Genomic DNA, 17,916 nt, shown 5'->3' on the forward strand with positions numbered 1-17,916 from the left:
GATAAATAAGGATAAAACTAAAGAGAGAAAAGATTGTTTACTTATCTATAATTTCCTCAATTACAACCTTTCTGAAGTTTTAGTTTGTTTAAAAAATGTAAATTAGAATACACTAACCAATACTATTATCAATCTATGAAGCAATTATTACTCCTGATAATTGTAATTTTTGTAATTAAGGAAGCAAATTCACAGACCAAAACTGAAATTGATTCTTTAAACTCTCTGACCATACAGGATTCCAATATTTCTTCAGACTCTTTGCTGGTCATTTTCAGTAATAATTTAAAGCGTTCCAAAAAATTGAATTATATCAATGGGATTGCCGATTCCTATTGGCAATTATCAACCATATTTGGTTATAGAGGGAATCAAGACAAAGCCGTGGAATATATGCTTAAGGCTATTAAGAGTTATGAAAATTCTGGTAATGATGAAAAAGTAGCTGATTCTTATGGCGAGCTTGGATATAAGCTCAAGCGGGAAGATATAGAAAAGGCTCAATATTATATGGTGAAGGGCAAAAACCTTGCTGAAGAAGGGAATTTTAGATTTATACAAAGCCGAATTTATAATAATTATGGGGTGCTAAAAGAAATGCAGGGAGAACTTGATAGCGCCGAGCTTTATTATAAAAAAGGACTTCGAATAGTTCTGGAAGATGATTACAAGGTGGGTATTCCCTATAGCTACAGTAATCTTGCTGGTGTTTATGGACAGATAGGAAGTTTTGATAGTGCTCGATATTATTTTGAAAAAGCCAAAGAAATAAGAATTAGAAATGACGATCCGAAAGGAGTAGCCGAAAATTTCACACAAATAGGAGAAGTTTATCTTGAAGAGGGAAATGCATCTTCAGCTATAAAAAGCTTTCACCAGGCCATACCTTTAGCATTAGAAGAAAACTATAATTTTCTGGCTCAATATACTTATCAGAAAATGTCTGAAGCGTATAAATTGAGAAACAACACAGACTCCGCTTTATTTTACCTTGAAAAATATAACATCTTCAAAGACAGTATTAATTCAATTGAAGTGAAGGAGAAGATTGCTGAATTGAATGTGGAATTTGAAACAGAGCGAAAAGAAAACGAAATTTTAATTCAGAGGAATAAGATCGCAGAAAACGAGTTTGAAATAGAGAGAAGAAATTTCGCTATTTCAGGGATTCTAGCAATACTAATACTCGGTAGCTTACTGGCCTACTTAATAATAAATCGGAAAAATCTAGAAAAAAAACAACTTTCAAAAGAAAAAGAACTGGACGTTGCTCTTGCAAAAATTGAAACCCAGAATAGATTAGAGGAACAAAGGGTAAGAATAAGTCGGGACCTTCACGATAACATTGGATCACAGCTTACTTTCATTATTTCTAGCCTGGACAATCTTAAGTTCAGAATTGAACAGGAGAATTCAGTAGTTGCTAACAAAATAGATGAGATTCGCATGTTCACTACTCTTACCATTAATGAATTGCGAGACACCATATGGGCAATGAATAAGGAAAATATTAGTTTGGAAGAACTGGTGTATCGTATAGAGGAATTATTTAAAAATGCCAGAAAGCTCCATCCTGAAAAGAAATTTATAACCGAATTCAAAATAAATTCAGACAAGACATTTTCCGCTTTAGAGGGTATTAATATTTTCAGGATTATTCAGGAGGCTTTAAATAATGCGATTAAGTATTCTGGCGCGGAAATTATTTCTTTTTATGGCGAACAAAAAACTTCTGAAATCGTCTTTAAGTTACAGGATAATGGAGTTGGCTATGATACCGATCTCGTTGAATATGGTAATGGGTTATATAATATGGAAAAAAGAGCTAAGGATATTCATGCCACTATTGAAGTTCATTCAGAATTAAATAAGGGTGTAGAAGTTATAGTTACTAAATAGTGCATTTGCCTTATTCTATATTATGCAGCTTCTTGATATTTTTAATTATCCATTTATTGGGGGAATGGATTTTAATCTTCCGCAGGACCGTTATGGTTCCTGCGGAATTATTTTAATATGAAAATTAGAATAGCGATATTAGATGATAATAGGTTTCTTCTCAAAGCGCTGGAGGAGAAAGTTTCTCTGTTCAATGATCTTGAACATCGAATATCTCTGGTTTCAGGAGAGGTATTATTGCAGAAGCTACAGGAAAACTTGAATGTTGATATGATTTTGATGGATATCGAAATGCCTGGTCTTAATGGTATTGACACAACGATGCTGGTAAAACAAAAATTTCCGCATATAAAGATCATCATGCTAACGGTTTTTGATAATGACGAATACATTTTTAATGCTATAAAAGCAGGTGCAGATGGTTATTTTCTAAAAGATACGAATCCGGAAGATCTGCATAGGGGTATTATTAATACTATGAACGGAGGTGCAGGAATGACACCTTCTATAGCCAAAAAAACTTTGAAATTATTACGAAATCCAGAAGCTGTAAACCAACTGGTATATCAGGAAGAAATTTCGCTGTCGTCCAGAGAAATTGAGGTACTTGAATATCTTTGTACTGGATTGAGCCATACCCTCATTGCTGAACGGCTTTTCCTTTCACCCAATACAGTTAGAAAACATATTGAGAATATTTATAAAAAATTACAAGTGCACTCTAAAATTGAAGCTGTGGAGAAGGCGAGGAGGCACAACCTTATTTGACCGAAATAGAATTTTCATTTAGAAGAGCGTAAAGACCTACGCTAATGAATTCTCCATTCTTAATTTCACAGTCTATCATTTTACCTTCGTGATTGAAACCTAAATTAATTAATGTTTTACTCGAATTTTCGTTTCCAGCCTCTACAAAAGCTTCGAGTCGGTGAAGATGGAGATCATTAAATAAATATTCTATAACCTTCTCACCCGATTCCTGGAGATATCCTTTTTTCCAGTATTCCGGCAATAACCAGTAGCCAAATTCTCCTTTACGATGCTCCTTCTGGTAATCATTAAATCCAATAGCTCCACAAAATTGGTTTGAATCTTTAGGCCTAATAGCCCACCAAAGACCTGAATTTGATTTTTCAAGATTATCGTACCAGTTCATTTGTTCCTGAGTTTCTTCAAAACTGGAATATCGTACTCCGTAGTATCTAATTACTTCTGGATGGGAGAGACCTTTAAAAATGTTTTCCTGGTCGCTTGCTTGAATCTTATTCAGAATTAAGCGGTCAGTTTCAAAGTGGGGGAAATTTTTATTTTTCAATTTAAATCGAATTATTTAAAACTATCAACTTAAAATAGCTGAATATAAAATTAAAATATTGTTCCATGCATTTATAATTTGAATAAAAAAAAGCTGTCCAGTATTTGAACAGCCCTTTTTCAATCTAACCAAAAATTAATCATCAATAAATGCTTCTCCGTGTTTGATAGGAGGCAAATCTTCCAGTTCTTCAGATTTAAACATTCTTGATTTAATAATAAACCTTAAGCCTAAGGGGATTTCCAGGGAAAAGCTGGAACCACGACCATTTGTTACATCTACAGTAAGATGGGTGTGTTTCCAATATTCAAATTGATCCTGATTCATGAAAAATTCACAGCCGTGGATAGTTCCCAGCCAGATATCAGTCTCATTCAATAGCAGATCACCTTTTTCCAGACACATGGGAGATGATCCATCGCAGCAACCTCCGCTTTGGTGGAACATCAGCTCACCATGTCTGTCTCTAAGTTTGTCGATGACTTCTGCAGCTTTTTCTGTTATATCTACTCTACTAATCATATTAAATTTTAAAAGAATCCCATTGGTTTTTTATCATATGAAACCAGCATATTCTTGGTATGACGGTAATGATTCAACATCATTTTATGGTTTTCACGACCAATTCCAGATTTTTTGTATCCTCCAAATGGCGCATGAGCTGGATAATTATGATAGTTATTTACCCATACCCGTCCAGCTTTTATCGCTCTGGAAATCTGGTACGCTTGGTGGGTATCTCTGGTCCATACACCAGCACCCAGACCATAGAGCGTATCATTTGCTATCTCTATTGCTTCAGCCTCATCCTTAAAGGTCGTAACACAAACTACTGGTCCAAAAATCTCCTCCTGGAAAACGCGCATTTTATTATTTCCTTTTAAAATTGTAGGCTTTATATAATAACCTCCATCAAGCCCTTCATTAAAGGCAGCTTCACCACCGGTTAATACTTCGCAACCTTCTTCCTTACCAATATTGATATAGTTTAAAATCTTTTCATACTGATCATTTGAAGCCTGCGCACCCATCATTGTATCAGGATCTAATGGATGTCCCAGTTTGATGGCTTCTGTCCTCTCGATCACACGTTCGATAAATTTATCGTAAATGCTTTCCTGGATTAGCAATCTAGAAGGACAGGTACAGACTTCACCTTGATTCAATGCAAACATTACAGCTCCTTCAATACATTTATCAAAAAAGTCGTCATCTGCTTCCATAATGCTTTCAAAAAATACGTTAGGTGATTTACCTCCAAGTTCCAGGGTCACCGGAGTTATATTTTTTGAAGCGTATTGCATAATCAACTGACCGGTCGTAGTTTCACCTGTAAAAGCTACTTTATTAATTCTTGGACTCGATGCTAAAGGTTTTCCAGCTTCGGCTCCAAAACCGTTCACAATATTTAATACGCCTGCAGGAAGTACATCTTCAATAAGTTCCATGAGAATCATAATTCCAACCGGTGTTTGTTCCGCAGGTTTTAAAACTACACAGTTACCGGCAGCAAGAGCAGGAGCTAATTTCCAGGTAGCCATAAGAATAGGAAAGTTCCACGGAATGATCTGGCCCACAACTCCTAGTGGTTCGGTTACATTAATACAAACAGTATTTGAATCAAGTTCAGCAACAGAACCTTCTTCAGCCCGGATCACCCCCGCAAAATATCTGAAATGATCTACAGCAAGGGGAAGATCGGCAGCTAATGTTTCCCGAACCGCCTTACCATTATCCCAGGTTTCTGCTCTGGCAAGATCTTCGAGATTATTTTCCATAATATCTGCAATTTTCAGAAGTAAGTTACTTCTATATGTGGCAGAAGAATTATTCCATTCCGGAGCTGCTTTCCAGGCTGCTTCTATGGCTTTATTTATATCGTCTTCAGTAGATCGGGCAACTTTGGTAAAACTATTACCATCAACAGGAGAAATATTATCGAAATATTCGCCTTTTACAGGAGCGGTCCATTTACCTCTAATAAAATTGTCGTATTTATCCTTAAACTTAGGTTTCTGGATCTTCTGTTTTTCTGTGGTTTGTACATCGCTCATAATGGATAATTTTAAATTAATGAATAAGTGAAGGCTTCCAGTGGTTAAGAAAATATTGGAAGTATCTCAAAGTTAACTTTACTTTCCCCAAATCATCTGAACTATTCTCTCATTACCATGAACATATCTTTAAAATGCTATCAATTCGCTAATAATTAGGCATCTAAATTGTATATTTATGAATACTAATGCTGATAAAATATTAATATGTAAATCTTTTGTGAATGAATCTTTCCAATGATTTCTATAGAAACCGTAAGCTTGAGAATCTGGTAGAGAATCAAACTTCATATACCCTGAATAATGCTGCACTGCATATTTTTGAAACTCATGAACAGGCAGAACGCGTCTCATTACAATTTGATAAACCGGTGCTGGCGAGTATGCTAAAAGGGAAAAAGATCATGCATCTACGTGATCAACAATCTTTCAATTTTCTTCCCGGAGAATCCCTGATTTTGCCTTCTGATGAATTAATGTGTATCGATTTTCCGGAAGCCCAGAGCAATAATCCAACGCAATGCCTGGCAATGGCTATAGACGAAGATAAGATTGATAGGGTCCTAGAACACATGAATTACCTGATGCCGAAAGCAGATTCAGCTGAATGGAGTCTAATGGATTATAATTTTCATTTTACGAATGACATCGGAATTTACCAGATATTGCAAAGACTTTTGTTTCTTTTTACCGAAAATCATCCTTCCAAAGATCTTTTTGTTGACAATATGCTGGAGGAGTTAATCATCAGAATTTTACAAACCAATTCCAGAAAGATCTATACCGAACAGAGTTTTAAACTAAGTTCCAGTAATCGGCTTGCCTTTATTGTTGAGCACATAAGAAATAATCTCCATAATCCTTTATCGGTGAAAAGCCTAAGTAGAAAAGCCTGCATGAGCGAGTCTAATTTTTACAGGGTTTTCAAGAGCGAGTTAGGTATATCTCCAACCGATTTTATAAATAACGAAAGAATTAAACTGGCGGTAAGTTTACTTCAAAATCCGAATAAAAGTATCAAGCAGGTCTACCAAGAATGTGGATTTGAAAGCAGGTCGTATTTTAACCGTGTTTTCAAAAGCAGAAAAAAGGTTGCTCCCGGCGATTATCAATCTTTAGTTAACGCCCGGGCATAATAAAAAGCATATCCATTAGAATATGCTTTATTGCAGAACTGTCTCTTTTACCTTGTAAGGACGTATCTGCCGTCCATTTTAATGGTAAAATCCATTCCTCCCTGATTTGTATTGCTTTCCTGGTCAATAATTAAAATCATTTTATTTTCTGAAACTTCACTAATTCTCATTCTTCCTTCCTGTGGACCGGCAATACCCTGACCCTGTACCTGCCCAACCGCTCCTGAAGTAATGATGTAATCTCCTTCTATTTTCCAGGTTCCTGAGGAAGATGCATTGTTTATTGGAACAACCTGAGTAACTCCATCTGAACTTAATCTCACATCGTAACTACCGGCCATATTAAAGGTATTGTCTTCATTGAAACTAAGAGTTGCATCAATATTCTCAGCGATTCCTTCAAAACTGGTATTGATATCCATTCCTTCAAAATTACCACTGGTAACGCCGCTGTAATTAAATTCCTGTAAATTCCAGACTCCAGTGATCATGGAAGTATCAGCATTTGGGGAATCATCATCTGTGGAACATGCGGTTAAGCAAATGAACATAAAGGCAAGTAGTGAAAATTTGATCGTTTTCATTTTTATGGTTTTTGGTTAGTTAATAAATAAAATGAAAAAGATGTGGTAGGGTAAAGACTGAAGGTCGCTATCTTTCTGTTAATTAAATTACTAAAAAAAATAATTTTCCGACTTAGTTTTTTAGAAAATCGCTAAAGTCTTTAAAAAACTCTTCCAAAAGCAGCATTTTAGTATTGAAGAATTTCTTTACCTCAGGCCAGATTTTAGGATCATGAATACTAACGCCGTCCTTTTGCACGTAGATTCTGCTAATGATTTTTCCTTCCGGAAGCTCATAATGCTCCTCAAAAATTATCTCAGGTAAGTATTCAGATTTAAGAATCTTTTGAAGAGACTCCAGCTTCTCAAAATAATAAGCGCGGATTAGTTCATCGTCATCTATAACATCAAGAGAAACCTGTGCAATTTTTCTATTGAAGGTGAATTTTAATTGAATTTCCTTCATTCTGGTGTTGTATAGCAGCCATTTATGAGGATATTCCTTACCGAAACTTGTCCAGAATTCCTGCCTTATTTTTTTAGATTCTTCTTTTGAAAACATTTTAAATAAAATAGGCTAAAAGAATTCCCAGAATGATCACTCCCAGCTTTGATGCATTGAAGGAATGATTTTTAGAAGACTCAAAAAGTATGGTAGTAGAAACATGAAGGAAAATTCCAATTACCACGGCGTTCACATAATCTGCATATTCGTGGATTACCGCAATATTATTTTTTAACCAGCTTCCCAACGGAGTCATTAGGGCGAAAAATCCGAGAAAAAGAAAGACTTTAGCTTTGCTCAATTTACTCTGCACAAGAAATACTGAAAGTATGGCTGCCACCGGAATTTTGTGAACCACGACACCATGCAAAAGATGATTATCGTGATCTAAAGGAAAACCTTCCAGCAGTGAATGTAAGCTTAAACTTACTAGTAATAGCAGCGGGAAAGCGTTAGAATTTTCATGGAAATGCAAATGACCATGTTCAACTCCTTTGGAGAGAAATTCCAGAATGATCTGTAAAAGAAGTCCTAGCATTATAAATACCCCAATCCCGGAATCAGGATCTCTGTAAACATCGGGTAATAATTCAAGGACCGTCACTGCTAATAAGTAGGCACCACTAAAAGCCAGTAAAAGTTTGAACCCGGATGAACTTCCAGGTTTCAGAAATAATGATATGATGTATCCTGCTAAAACAGCAAGTATTGGTAGAATATAAATGTATAGATCTGTAAGCAATGGATTCCTGGTTGGTTGAATCTGGGATCTTATAATATTGATGAACTATCCCGTAATTATTATTCTTTCGGACAAAATTAACTTATTTTTGTCGTTCTTTAAAGAAGGATTATGGATAACTACAGAATGATCGCCAAGACGCTTTATGGTTTTGAGTCGATCCTTGCAAAAGAATTGTTAGACCTTGGAGCCATGGATATCAAAGAAGGTAACCGAATGGTTAGTTTCGTTGGTGATCTTGGATTTATGTATAAGGCTAATCTTTGCCTGAGAACAGCGATCAAGATTCTAAAGCCTTACGAGAGTTTTAGAGTGAATTCTGAGCAGGAGTTATACGATAATATTAAAAGGCTTCCTTGGGAGAAATTTCTTGCTGATGATGGTAGCCTTGCTATAGATTCTGCCGTGCATTCAGATATTTTCACGCATTCTCAATATGTTGCATTGAAAAGTAAAGATGCGATCGTAGATAGATTCAGAGAGAAATTTGGAAAAAGACCTGATGTAGATCTCGACTTTCCAGATCTTAGAATTAACATTCACATTGAAAAGAACTTTTGTAATGTTTCTTTTGACAGTTCCGGGGATTCACTACATAAGAGAGGATACAGGTCTGCAACGAATATCGCGCCTATTAACGAGGTGCTGGCAGCGGGAATGCTTTTGATGTCTGGTTGGGACGGCCAATGTGATTTTCTAGACCCAATGTGTGGTAGTGGAACTATTCCAATTGAAGCTGCGATGATCGCGTGCAATATTCCGCCAAACCTGAATAGAAAAGAGTTTGCTTTTGAAAAATGGAAAGACTGGGATGAAGATCTTTTTGAGAAGATCGAAGAATCTGCGCTTAAAAAGGTGCGTGATTTTCATTTTAAGATCAAGGGATATGACAAGGCACCTTCAGCAGTCATGAAGGCGAAAGAGAATGTGAAGAATGCCAATCTTTCTGAATTTATAGAGATCGAACAAAAAAGTTTCTTTGAAACGCAGAAGCAAAGTGATAAATATCTTCATATGCTTTTTAATCCGCCATACGGTGAAAGACTGGAAATTGATATTGAAGATTTCTACGGAAAAATCGGAGATACTTTGAAACAAGGTTACCCGGGAACACACGCATGGTTCATTGCAACCAATTTTGATGCGATAAAAAGCGTAGGGCTAAGGGCTTCAAGAAAAATAAAACTATATAACGGACCTCTGGAAGGCCGATTATTAAAATATGTTTTATACGAAGGTTCTAAAAAGAAAAGTAAGCAGAATTAATCCCTTGCTTTTTTGAAGAAGGGCACCAGGTAAGAAATGGTATAGCCAAATCCGGCTCCAAATTCACTGCTGTCATAAGTTCGGCCGAATCCAGGAATTGCCAGATTATCGAAATTACCTGGACTATTCTGTCCTATTTTTCTTTTCAACTGTACATTGGCTGATAGAAATAGGTTTTTAAGAACTTCTACTTTAATCCCGATCATGATCTCTGCCCAACTCGCGGTCAAACCTGTAGTTTCAGTATTATCTTCTCGAATGTCCGGTCCAAAATAGTCTGAAGATGTATAGATTCGATATTCATCCAGGGTTTGGGAGAACGTGGCGAATCCATATCGTAAGCCAACGAAAATAGCATTCTGCATATCAAGCCAGTTTTCATAAGCATTGTAATCTCCACCAATTTTGATGTAGCTTCCGTTGGTAAAAGTTTCAATGTTATCTCCTTCAAAAGTGATTTTTTCAGTTCCTACTTCAGCAGCGAGATAATAATTTTTATAAATTCTGTAGTCTCCCACAAGCTGAATTCCGCTGAAATTGTCGTCAAGAACCGTTCTTAGTGGCTTACTCAGATCTATTCCAAGCCTTAATCCGAATTTCTCATTATAAGTTACAGAATCTTGCACCTGAGCTTGCTGCTGGCCAAATATTGAAGAGCTTAATAGAAGAGTGAAAATAAAGCTAGAAATATATCGATACATGCGCCTGATTTTGATCTTCAACATTCGGTTCTTCTATTTGTATATCCTGAATCCAGTTTGGTCCTGTAGTATCACCGTCTACATCTACCTTTAATCCCAGGTAACTAAGCTTATAAGCGCAGGCACGGTTGATATATTCTTCACGTCTTCCGTAAGAAAAATTTAGAGTATCCCTTAATCCTGAATTTGTAGCCGTGGTGTCGTTAGCAGCAGTATTTAAAGTAAGGACATAACTGGTAACATCAGAATCTGTTCTAAGCGGGATTGCGATGCTATCTCGAGAATAGCGATAATATCTTACAGGAGCTTGTCCACCGGTATTCACCACAAAATCTGGAATCGAATCATCTGCGGCTCTTACACTTAGATTTTGCGGAGATTTTAATTCATCCCTTTCTTCAATGTCATAAAATCTGATGATCAGTAGTGGAGTAGTATCTATAGACTCCGCACAAATATCATCACGCTGGCAGCCAAAGCCTGCCGAAATAATTAAAAAAAGAAGAAAAGTAAATTTTACTATTTTCATTTATTGCTACTTTCTTTTTTCCAAACAAACCACATTTTCCACATGGTGAGTTTGAGGGAACATATCTACAGCTCTAACCTTTGTTACTTTATAATGCTCGTCCAGCATCGCAAGATCTCGAGCCTGAGTGGCAGAATTACAACTAACATATACGATACGTTCCGGCAATATACCAATAATTTGAGCTACCACGTCCTTATGCATTCCGTCACGTGGTGGATCTGTAATTATAACGTCTGGTTGGCCATGTTTATTGATGAAATTTTCGGTAAAAACCTTACGCATGTCACCAACATAGAATTCTGTATTGCTGATTCCGTTTCTTTCCGCATTTTCCCTGGCGTCTTTAATAGCTTCAGGCACGGCTTCCACACCAATTACCTTTTTTGCGTTTTTTGCCACGAATTGAGCGATGGTTCCCGTCCCTGTATAGAGGTCATAAACCAGTTCGTCTCCCTTTAAATCTGCATATTCCCTGGTAATTTTATATAAATTATATGCCTGTTCAGAATTGGTCTGGTAAAAAGATTTAGCGTTAATTTTGAATTTAAGACCTTCCATCTCTTCAAAGATATGATCGCGACCCTTATAACAGATCACTTCCTGATCATAAATAGTATCATTCGCCTTATTGTTAACCACATATTGTAAAGACGTAATCTCCGGGAACTTTTCTGCCAGGGCATCTAAAAGAAGTTCTCTCTGTTCCTTTATATCTTCATAGAACTGAATCAGGATCATGATTTCTCCAGTAGAAGAAGTTCTGATCATTAAAGTTCTCAATAAACCTTCCTGGTTACGAGTATTGAAGAATTTAAGACCGTTTTCTGTAGCAAATTCCTTTACAAAATTCCTGATGGCGTTGCTAGGATCTGCCTGAAGGTGGCACTTTTTAATGTCCAGAATTTTATCCCACATTCCTGGAATATGAAAACCTAAGGCATTGCGGTTTTCGATATTTTCACCACTCTGGATTTCTTCCTGGGTAAGCCAGCGACTATCGCTGAAGGAGAATTCCATTTTATTACGATAGAAATAGATCTCTTCGCTGCCCAGAATCGGAGTAATTTCAGGAAGCTCGATCTTCCCTAATCTGCGTAAATTATTTTCAACTTCCTGCTGCTTGTATTCCAGCTGAAATTTATAGTCCATGTTTTGCCATTTACAACCTCCACAGGTTCCAAAATGCTGGCATTCAGGTTCAGTTCTTTTATCTGAAAATCTATGGAATTCAACAGCTGTTCCCTGATAATAGGATTTTCTTTTTCGGGTTGTTTGCACATCTGCTAAATCCCCTGGAACCGCGTTGTCTATAAAGATCACTCTGCCGTCTGGAGATTTGGCAATAGCTTTACCTTTTGCACCGGCATCTATGATTTCAATTTCTTTAAAAAGCTTGTTTTTATTTCTTCTTGCCATAGCGCAAAAATAGGATAATTAACAAGATTTAAAGAGTAGGCAGTTGAAATTTTCAGCAAACATTTAGTAATTTGCAGGAATTCAAAAAAAGGGATGATTTCTCTCCTTTTTCGCCGCTTTTCAGCCGAAAAAAGAAGGAATAGCATAAAACTAATTAAAAAACGAAAACTAACATGCCATTACCAAAAATCAATTCTTCTGAAGAAGCAATTAAACTTGAAGACCAGCATGGTGCACATAACTATCATCCGCTTCCAGCAGTTCTAAGCAGGGGAGAGGGAGTTCATGTTTGGGATGTTGAAGGCAAAAAATATTACGATTTCCTTTCTGCGTATTCTGCAGTAAACCAGGGACACTGTCACCCGAAGATCGTTGGGGCGATGCATGAGCAAGCCTCAAAACTTGCACTTACCTCAAGGGCTTTTCATAATGATGTACTTGGGGCCTATGAGAAATATGCTACCGAATATTTTGGTTTCGATAAACTCTTACCGATGAATACTGGTGCTGAAGCTGTTGAGACGGCTATTAAAATTGCACGTAAGTGGGCATATGAAAGAAAAGGTGTTCAGGAAACTGAAGCTGAGATCGTGGTTTGTGCAAACAATTTCCACGGAAGAACTACCACGGTGATCTCTTTTTCTAACGATGAGGACGCTAGAAGAAACTTTGGGCCATACACTCCAGGTTTTACTAAGATCCCATACAATGATATTGATGCTTTGGAAGCGGCTCTTGAACAAAATCCAAATGTTGCCGGTTTTCTTGTAGAGCCAATTCAGGGTGAAGCAGGAGTATTCACTCCATCTGATGACTATATGATGAGAGCGAAGGAAGTATGTAATAAGCATAATGTTCTTTTTATGGCAGATGAAATTCAGACTGGAATTGCCAGAACTGGAGGTTTACTTGCTGTGTGTGGACATTGTACCTGTGAAGGACATTGCGAAAGACAGGAGACTTATAGCAAACCTGATATTCTTATTCTAGGAAAAGCACTTTCTGGAGGAAATTATCCTGTTTCTGCAGTTTTAGCCGATAATGAAGTTATGGATGTGATCCAGCCGGGACAGCATGGTTCTACTTTTGGTGGAAACCCAGTAGCAGCAGCTGTGGCAGTAGCAGCGCTTGATGTGGTGAAAGATGAGCACCTTATTCAAAATGCTCGTAAACTTGGTAAGCTTTTCAGAAGATTGATGGATGATTATATAAAAGAATCCAATATCGTGAACCTGGTAAGAGGTCGTGGACTTTTAAATGCGATCGTAATCAATGATTCTGAGGATAGTTCTACTGCCTGGGATATTTGTATGGCTCTTAAGGAAAATGGTCTTTTGGCTAAGCCAACCCATGGAAATATTATCCGTTTTGCTCCACCTCTGGTAATGAACGAGGAGCAATTGAGAGATTGTGTAGATATTATTACTTCAACTTTAAAACAATTCGAAAAGTAGTATTTCGGTAATAATAAACAAGAAAATCCCGCTCAGAGCGGGATTTTCTGTTTTTGAAAAAAATTTTTATCCTCCGTATTCTCTTAAGATCTCTTCCTGCATCTGCCTTACTTCATCAACTCCTCCAAACATCATTATACCGATTATTCCGGCTACAAAACTTAATCCTAAAAGAACCAGTCCAATTATTGCGAGGATTCTTCCGGCTTTTACATTTTGAAAACCGGTATAAAGTTCTGGATTTGCACTATAGATTTCCGTTGCTTTTTTAGCCATTACTAAAGTGATGATCCCGAAAATAGCTCCAGGTATCCCATAACAGCAACATCCTACAACAGAAAGAATTCCGAAGATAAGGATAAGTGTAGAATTAGGTAGTTCTCTTTTTTCCATAAAATTTGAGTTGGTTAGTTGAAAATATGAATCATTTTAAAAATATAAGCACCTGCTATGATCACGGCATTCAAAATGATAAGACCCATTTTAATACTGAAATCATAGCGAAACTTTATAAAAAGGTTGATGATTAAAAATACTAATAGAAGCAGCAGACTGTAAATGGCGGGATACATTAGAAATGCTTCTTTAAAATGCCCCTGAAAAAGTAGCAAGGCAGCACGCTGTCCACCACATCCGGTACATTCAATTCCCAGAACAGTTTTATTCAGGCACGGAAACATGTATTGTTGAAGGTCACTCAATGCTTAACACCAATTTTTTTAGTCAGCTCTTTATTGTCGGTTGTTTTCACCTTAACAATATAAACAGCATTACTCAAATTCCCGGTTGAAAAATTAAAATCTTTTTCTTTAGCTCTGAAATCCTGGTTCAGAAAAAGTTTCCCATTGAGATCATAGATTCTCAAATTGCTGAGTTCAGTATCGTAGAGGACCTTTACCTCAAGCTGTTCCTGTAGATTATTCTGAAAAATATCAATAGTGTTTAGAAGAATTAAAGGCAGCTTTTTATTTTCAACATTAGGTAGATCTGTGTCTTCATTTGTTTCGCTATAAACTGATAGTTTTTCAATAAAACTAACGTAGAACCGATCCTGATAATCGCCTGCGGGCAATCTTAATTTTAAAGAACCTGTTTTAATTCCAAAATATAGATCGTCTTTAGAATCGTAAATAAATATACGGTCTGGATCAAAATTTAAAATATCAGAGATCGAAAATTCAAGATCGCTTTCTACGGATAATTGAATTTTTAAGGGAATAAGTTCCTCATTTATCTTTGGTCTAACATTGATCACATATTCCGCATCGTTGATCAACCAGTTAACATCATCTTCAAGCGCATTAAAATTTTTGGCATCCATGGCATGGTCTTCATTGCTAGTGGAATTGTCTTTAAAGACGAGGGCTAATTGCCTGATATAGGTAGAATCTAATTCTATATTCAATTTGAAAGATTGCAAGTGAGATTCCGGATTTTTAAAAACTGAAATTTCAGGTGATTCTTTTTGGTAAATTCTTTGGTCATTTGAAAAGAAAACCTATCCATCAATCTTACCTCTTACCATAAAACCCTGCGCAATTGGAATTACCGATCTCGGGTAACTTTTCCCTGTTTCTCCTGAATTTGTACCATTTCCTATTTTGGCAAATACCGGTGGTAAATAAATTCCGGTACCCGGACTGTATGTTCCATAACCTCCTTCGTAATCGGTTACATAATGCGAATCTCCATCATTTTTTGAATCCCAGAAATAAGCAATTCCTGTTGAAGCTTTATTTTCAAAGAGAAATTTATTCAGATCTAATGCGGAAGGATATGGATTGCCAACTAGAAGGATCTGATCTTTTTTGACAGGTAGAACTATCCTGCCATCATTTGGCGTCCCCCGAAAATCATAGATCTGTGCCGAACCGGGATTTATAACTTCAGATTCTATAGTATTTGAATTCATGCCTTCTACACCTTTCATACTAAAACCTTCTCCAGGCACAAAATCAAAATGATCTCCCAGATATTGCCAATTAGAATAACTATTGCCCGCATAAGTATATATCCAACGGTTAGAGATGCTTAGAGGGTTGGTGCTGCCATTAAGCGCGGATATTAATTTTGCTTTTCTGCCCTCAGTTTTAGTAATAGGTTCGTAGATATAATCATTTATTTGCTGTTTTTCACCGGTGACCAGAACAGGTAATCCCCAGTAATTATAATCGTAAGCATTCGAAGTTCCTCGCTGAAATACTGAAAGCATTCCGTCGCCACGATTCAGGTTAGTAATTTTAGAGCCCTGGATCAATTGGGAGGCTTTGCGCAAATAAAGGCTGGCTTCAGATTCGTTTTTTTTATTTTTCATGAGGTTAATTTCCTTTTCAACATAGATCAACCTGTCCCTTGAGTAGAGATAACTATCAGACTGCTCTGAAGGAGAGATGTATAGCTGCGCCTGCAAAAGGTTTGAGCTAAAAATCAGTAAAAAAAGGATTGTAAGCTTCATGAAAGCCATAAATTTGCATAAATGTAGTCAATTAAGCTTTCGAATTTACCAAAGAAAGTATTTTAACTTACTGAAAATGAATAACTCACAAGTAATAAATACAACCCTTATTGTTATTGGTGGTGCTTGCCTGCTTTATACGATTTCGGTAGATGACGCAAGTCCTTATTTCAAGATCATCGGACTGGTGATTATCATGTTGGGACTTTACCGTGCAACAAATTACTGGGTGGCCACTAAGGATGATCACGAGGGTAATTCTGAAAAGAAAGACCAATGAAAGATCTGTTGCCAGGAGATAAAGTAGAATTACTGGACGACGATTTAAGCGGGATAGTTCAGAGGATTGAAGGAGACCAGGTTGAAATTAAAACAGAAGATGGATTTTTAATGAAATTTTCTGCTGAAGACCTGGTAAAGATCAAATCTGATATTGATGTGTCCGATTTCGATTATGAAAAAGTTTTGAAAGAGAAAACACCTGCCAAAAAGCCTAAATCCAATCGTATAAAGCCAAAAGAACGAAACGCACCACCAATGGAAGTTGATCTTCATATTCATCAGTTAGTTAAATCTTCCAGGAATTTGTCTAATCACGAGATGCTAAACCTGCAATTAGATACTGCCAGGCACAAACTGGAATTTGCCATGAGAAAGCGAATCCAGAAGATCGTTTTTATTCATGGGGTAGGAGAAGGTGTTTTGAAAATGGAACTGGAATATTTGTTAGGCCGATATTCCAATATCAAATTCTACGATGCAGATTATCAAAAGTATGGTTTGGGGGCTACTGAAGTCTATATTTTTCAGAATCCTTAATTCATAGTTTCACCATCTGTATCTTCATCTGTCTCATCTGTATCTGGAGTTGAGCAATCGGGATCGCCATTGGGGCAATAGATCACTTCTATTCCAGATTCAGAATAAGTTCCGAAGTTGTAAAATTGATATTGAATAGATTCACCAGAGCCATCCTGCTTGGTAAACTTTAAATCTCTAACAATGATGCTGTAGTTATATCTTCGTGTAATATCATTGTCAATGAATTCGTCATGTATTTTTTCTATAGATTGCTCGTCGTTTAAATAATTTGCAATTCCATCTCCCGTACTGGAAAACAGAGTTGGATTTTCTAAGGAGGAAGGGTCTAGATCGTTAGGATCAACCTCATAACGAGTTAATACTCCGTCATCATCGTCGTCATTATCTAAGTAATTAGGAATACCATCTTCGTCGGTATCTCTTTCTCCATCTGCATTTACGGGATCATTATTGTCATTCTCTCGTTCTATTTCTGTAAGTACATTATCGCCGTCATCATCTACATCCAGGTAATCTGGAATCCCATCTCCATCTGTGTCGGTTAGATTTGTGCCGTCAGCATTCCAACCTTCCTGAATATTATTCAAGCCGTCACCGTCTGCATCGGCTTGTCCGGTTTCATCACCAAAACTACGGGTGATATTAACGGTAGCACCTGTGCCGCTTATCCATTCTTCAACAACCGCGGGCTGACTGGGAGGAACTACATTACAGAAATAATCATTTGGTATTTCAGATCTAAAGATCCTGTAGACGATTCTATTATTATTGCTTCCGTCCCCATTTAGATCAAATTCTATTTCTTCTTCTTCCGGTGGAATTATTCTTCCATCATCACCTACTTCCAGGATATTATTATTGAATTCCAGCGAGATGGATTCAAAAACATCATTGTTATTAATGGAATAAAGAACGTTCTTTTCAGTTCCCTCGCAGAAATTTACTGTGCTATCTTCAAAATCAAAACTGGTTACGATGATCTCACCGTCATCACATGATGTAAGCATTGCCAGGGATAATAATCCGAATAATAAACGTCTCATAAAGATGCTTTTT

The 17,916-nt window shown here is 36.8% G+C and carries 21 protein-coding genes; 7 read left to right on the forward strand and 14 right to left on the reverse strand.

What is annotated here, in order from left to right:
- The first annotated feature begins 135 nt into the window (after positions 1-135).
- Entirely contained in the window at positions 136-1,899 is a 1,764-nt protein-coding gene (locus AC2S94_RS11485; protein WP_484628718.1) for an ATP-binding protein, read from the forward strand.
- Between the two features lie 117 nt (positions 1,900-2,016).
- Positions 2,017-2,667, forward strand: a complete 651-nt coding sequence (locus AC2S94_RS11490; RefSeq protein ID WP_484628719.1) for a response regulator — start codon at positions 2,017-2,019, stop codon at positions 2,665-2,667.
- Here the strand turns inward: AC2S94_RS11490 and AC2S94_RS11495 are convergent.
- The 3 genes from AC2S94_RS11495 to AC2S94_RS11505 form a co-directional block, all read right to left on the reverse strand.
- Positions 2,660-3,214, reverse strand: coding sequence for a GNAT family N-acetyltransferase (locus AC2S94_RS11495; RefSeq protein ID WP_484628720.1), 555 nt, complete (start codon positions 3,212-3,214; stop codon positions 2,660-2,662). The genes AC2S94_RS11490 and AC2S94_RS11495 overlap by 8 nt on opposite strands.
- Before the next feature lie 135 nt (positions 3,215-3,349).
- Complete coding sequence (locus tag AC2S94_RS11500; RefSeq protein ID WP_484628721.1) at positions 3,350-3,736, reverse strand: DUF779 domain-containing protein; 387 nt, start codon at positions 3,734-3,736, stop codon at positions 3,350-3,352.
- Positions 3,737-3,744: 8 nt separating this feature from the next.
- Positions 3,745-5,268 carry an aldehyde dehydrogenase family protein gene (locus AC2S94_RS11505; protein WP_484628722.1) on the reverse strand — a complete coding sequence of 508 codons (1,524 nt, stop codon included), beginning with the start codon at positions 5,266-5,268 and terminating at the stop codon, positions 3,745-3,747.
- A gap of 224 nt (positions 5,269-5,492) precedes the next feature.
- On the opposite strand from AC2S94_RS11505, the gene AC2S94_RS11510 reads away from it, so the two are divergent.
- Positions 5,493-6,404 (forward strand): AraC family transcriptional regulator, encoded by a 912-nt coding sequence (locus tag AC2S94_RS11510; protein ID WP_484628723.1) that lies wholly within the window; start codon positions 5,493-5,495, stop codon positions 6,402-6,404.
- A 47-nt stretch (positions 6,405-6,451) separates the two neighbouring features.
- Here the strand turns inward: AC2S94_RS11510 and AC2S94_RS11515 are convergent, their stop codons facing one another.
- The 3 genes from AC2S94_RS11515 to AC2S94_RS11525 form a co-directional block, all read right to left on the reverse strand.
- A complete protein-coding gene (locus tag AC2S94_RS11515; protein ID WP_484628724.1) occupies positions 6,452-6,988 on the reverse strand; it encodes a lipocalin family protein in 537 nt (178 codons plus the stop codon).
- Positions 6,989-7,100: 112 nt separating this feature from the next.
- Positions 7,101-7,529, reverse strand: coding sequence for a DUF4268 domain-containing protein (locus AC2S94_RS11520; RefSeq protein ID WP_484628725.1), 429 nt, complete (start codon positions 7,527-7,529; stop codon positions 7,101-7,103).
- 1 nt (position 7,530) lies between these two features.
- Positions 7,531-8,214, reverse strand: coding sequence for a ZIP family metal transporter (locus tag AC2S94_RS11525; protein WP_484628726.1), 684 nt, complete (start codon positions 8,212-8,214; stop codon positions 7,531-7,533).
- Positions 8,215-8,325: 111 nt separating this feature from the next.
- On the opposite strand from AC2S94_RS11525, the gene AC2S94_RS11530 reads away from it, so the two are divergent.
- Entirely contained in the window at positions 8,326-9,480 is a 1,155-nt protein-coding gene (locus AC2S94_RS11530) for a THUMP domain-containing class I SAM-dependent RNA methyltransferase (RefSeq protein ID WP_484628727.1), read from the forward strand.
- Here the strand turns inward: AC2S94_RS11530 and AC2S94_RS11535 are convergent.
- From AC2S94_RS11535 to rlmD, 3 genes are read right to left on the reverse strand one after another with little or no spacing between them, the layout of a single operon-like run.
- On the reverse strand, positions 9,477-10,205 hold the full coding sequence (locus AC2S94_RS11535; protein WP_484628728.1) for a DUF6048 family protein: 729 nt from the start codon (positions 10,203-10,205) through the stop codon (positions 9,477-9,479). The two genes, AC2S94_RS11530 and AC2S94_RS11535, sit on opposite strands and share 4 nt — an antisense overlap.
- Positions 10,162-10,710: a DUF6452 family protein gene (locus AC2S94_RS11540; RefSeq protein WP_484628729.1), complete on the reverse strand. Its 549-nt coding sequence runs from the start codon at positions 10,708-10,710 to the stop codon at positions 10,162-10,164. The genes AC2S94_RS11535 and AC2S94_RS11540 overlap by 44 nt, the downstream gene beginning before the upstream one ends.
- A gap of 6 nt (positions 10,711-10,716) precedes the next feature.
- Positions 10,717-12,129 carry a 23S rRNA (uracil(1939)-C(5))-methyltransferase RlmD gene (gene rlmD, locus AC2S94_RS11545; protein WP_484628730.1) on the reverse strand — a complete coding sequence of 471 codons (1,413 nt, stop codon included), beginning with the start codon at positions 12,127-12,129 and terminating at the stop codon, positions 10,717-10,719.
- Between the two features lie 173 nt (positions 12,130-12,302).
- On the opposite strand from rlmD, the gene rocD reads away from it, so the two are divergent.
- Positions 12,303-13,583, forward strand: a complete 1,281-nt coding sequence (gene rocD / locus AC2S94_RS11550) for an ornithine--oxo-acid transaminase (protein ID WP_484628731.1) — start codon at positions 12,303-12,305, stop codon at positions 13,581-13,583.
- A 66-nt stretch (positions 13,584-13,649) separates the two neighbouring features.
- Here the strand turns inward: rocD and AC2S94_RS11555 are convergent, their stop codons facing one another.
- From AC2S94_RS11555 to AC2S94_RS11570, 4 genes are all read right to left on the reverse strand, one after another.
- Positions 13,650-13,976, reverse strand: a complete 327-nt coding sequence (locus tag AC2S94_RS11555) for a CCC motif membrane protein (RefSeq protein ID WP_484628732.1) — start codon at positions 13,974-13,976, stop codon at positions 13,650-13,652.
- Positions 13,977-13,990: 14 nt separating this feature from the next.
- Positions 13,991-14,284, reverse strand: a complete 294-nt coding sequence (locus tag AC2S94_RS11560; protein ID WP_484628733.1) for a DUF2752 domain-containing protein — start codon at positions 14,282-14,284, stop codon at positions 13,991-13,993.
- Entirely contained in the window at positions 14,281-14,988 is a 708-nt protein-coding gene (locus AC2S94_RS11565; RefSeq protein ID WP_484628734.1) for a T9SS type A sorting domain-containing protein, read from the reverse strand. The genes AC2S94_RS11560 and AC2S94_RS11565 overlap by 4 nt, the downstream gene beginning before the upstream one ends.
- Positions 14,989-15,081: 93 nt before the next feature.
- On the reverse strand, positions 15,082-16,038 hold the full coding sequence (locus tag AC2S94_RS11570) for a hypothetical protein (protein ID WP_484628735.1): 957 nt from the start codon (positions 16,036-16,038) through the stop codon (positions 15,082-15,084).
- A 76-nt stretch (positions 16,039-16,114) separates the two neighbouring features.
- Between AC2S94_RS11570 and AC2S94_RS11575 the strand changes: the two genes are divergently transcribed.
- Complete coding sequence (locus tag AC2S94_RS11575) at positions 16,115-16,318, forward strand: hypothetical protein (RefSeq protein ID WP_484628736.1); 204 nt, start codon at positions 16,115-16,117, stop codon at positions 16,316-16,318.
- On the forward strand, positions 16,315-16,857 hold the full coding sequence (locus AC2S94_RS11580; RefSeq protein WP_484628737.1) for a Smr/MutS family protein: 543 nt from the start codon (positions 16,315-16,317) through the stop codon (positions 16,855-16,857). The genes AC2S94_RS11575 and AC2S94_RS11580 overlap by 4 nt, the downstream gene beginning before the upstream one ends.
- Here AC2S94_RS11580 and AC2S94_RS11585 read toward each other — a convergent pair.
- Positions 16,854-17,903 carry a hypothetical protein gene (locus AC2S94_RS11585; RefSeq protein ID WP_484628738.1) on the reverse strand — a complete coding sequence of 350 codons (1,050 nt, stop codon included), beginning with the start codon at positions 17,901-17,903 and terminating at the stop codon, positions 16,854-16,856. The genes AC2S94_RS11580 and AC2S94_RS11585 overlap by 4 nt on opposite strands.
- Positions 17,904-17,916 lie beyond the last annotated feature (13 nt).

The sequence above is a fragment of the Christiangramia pacifica genome, assembly GCF_057221535.1.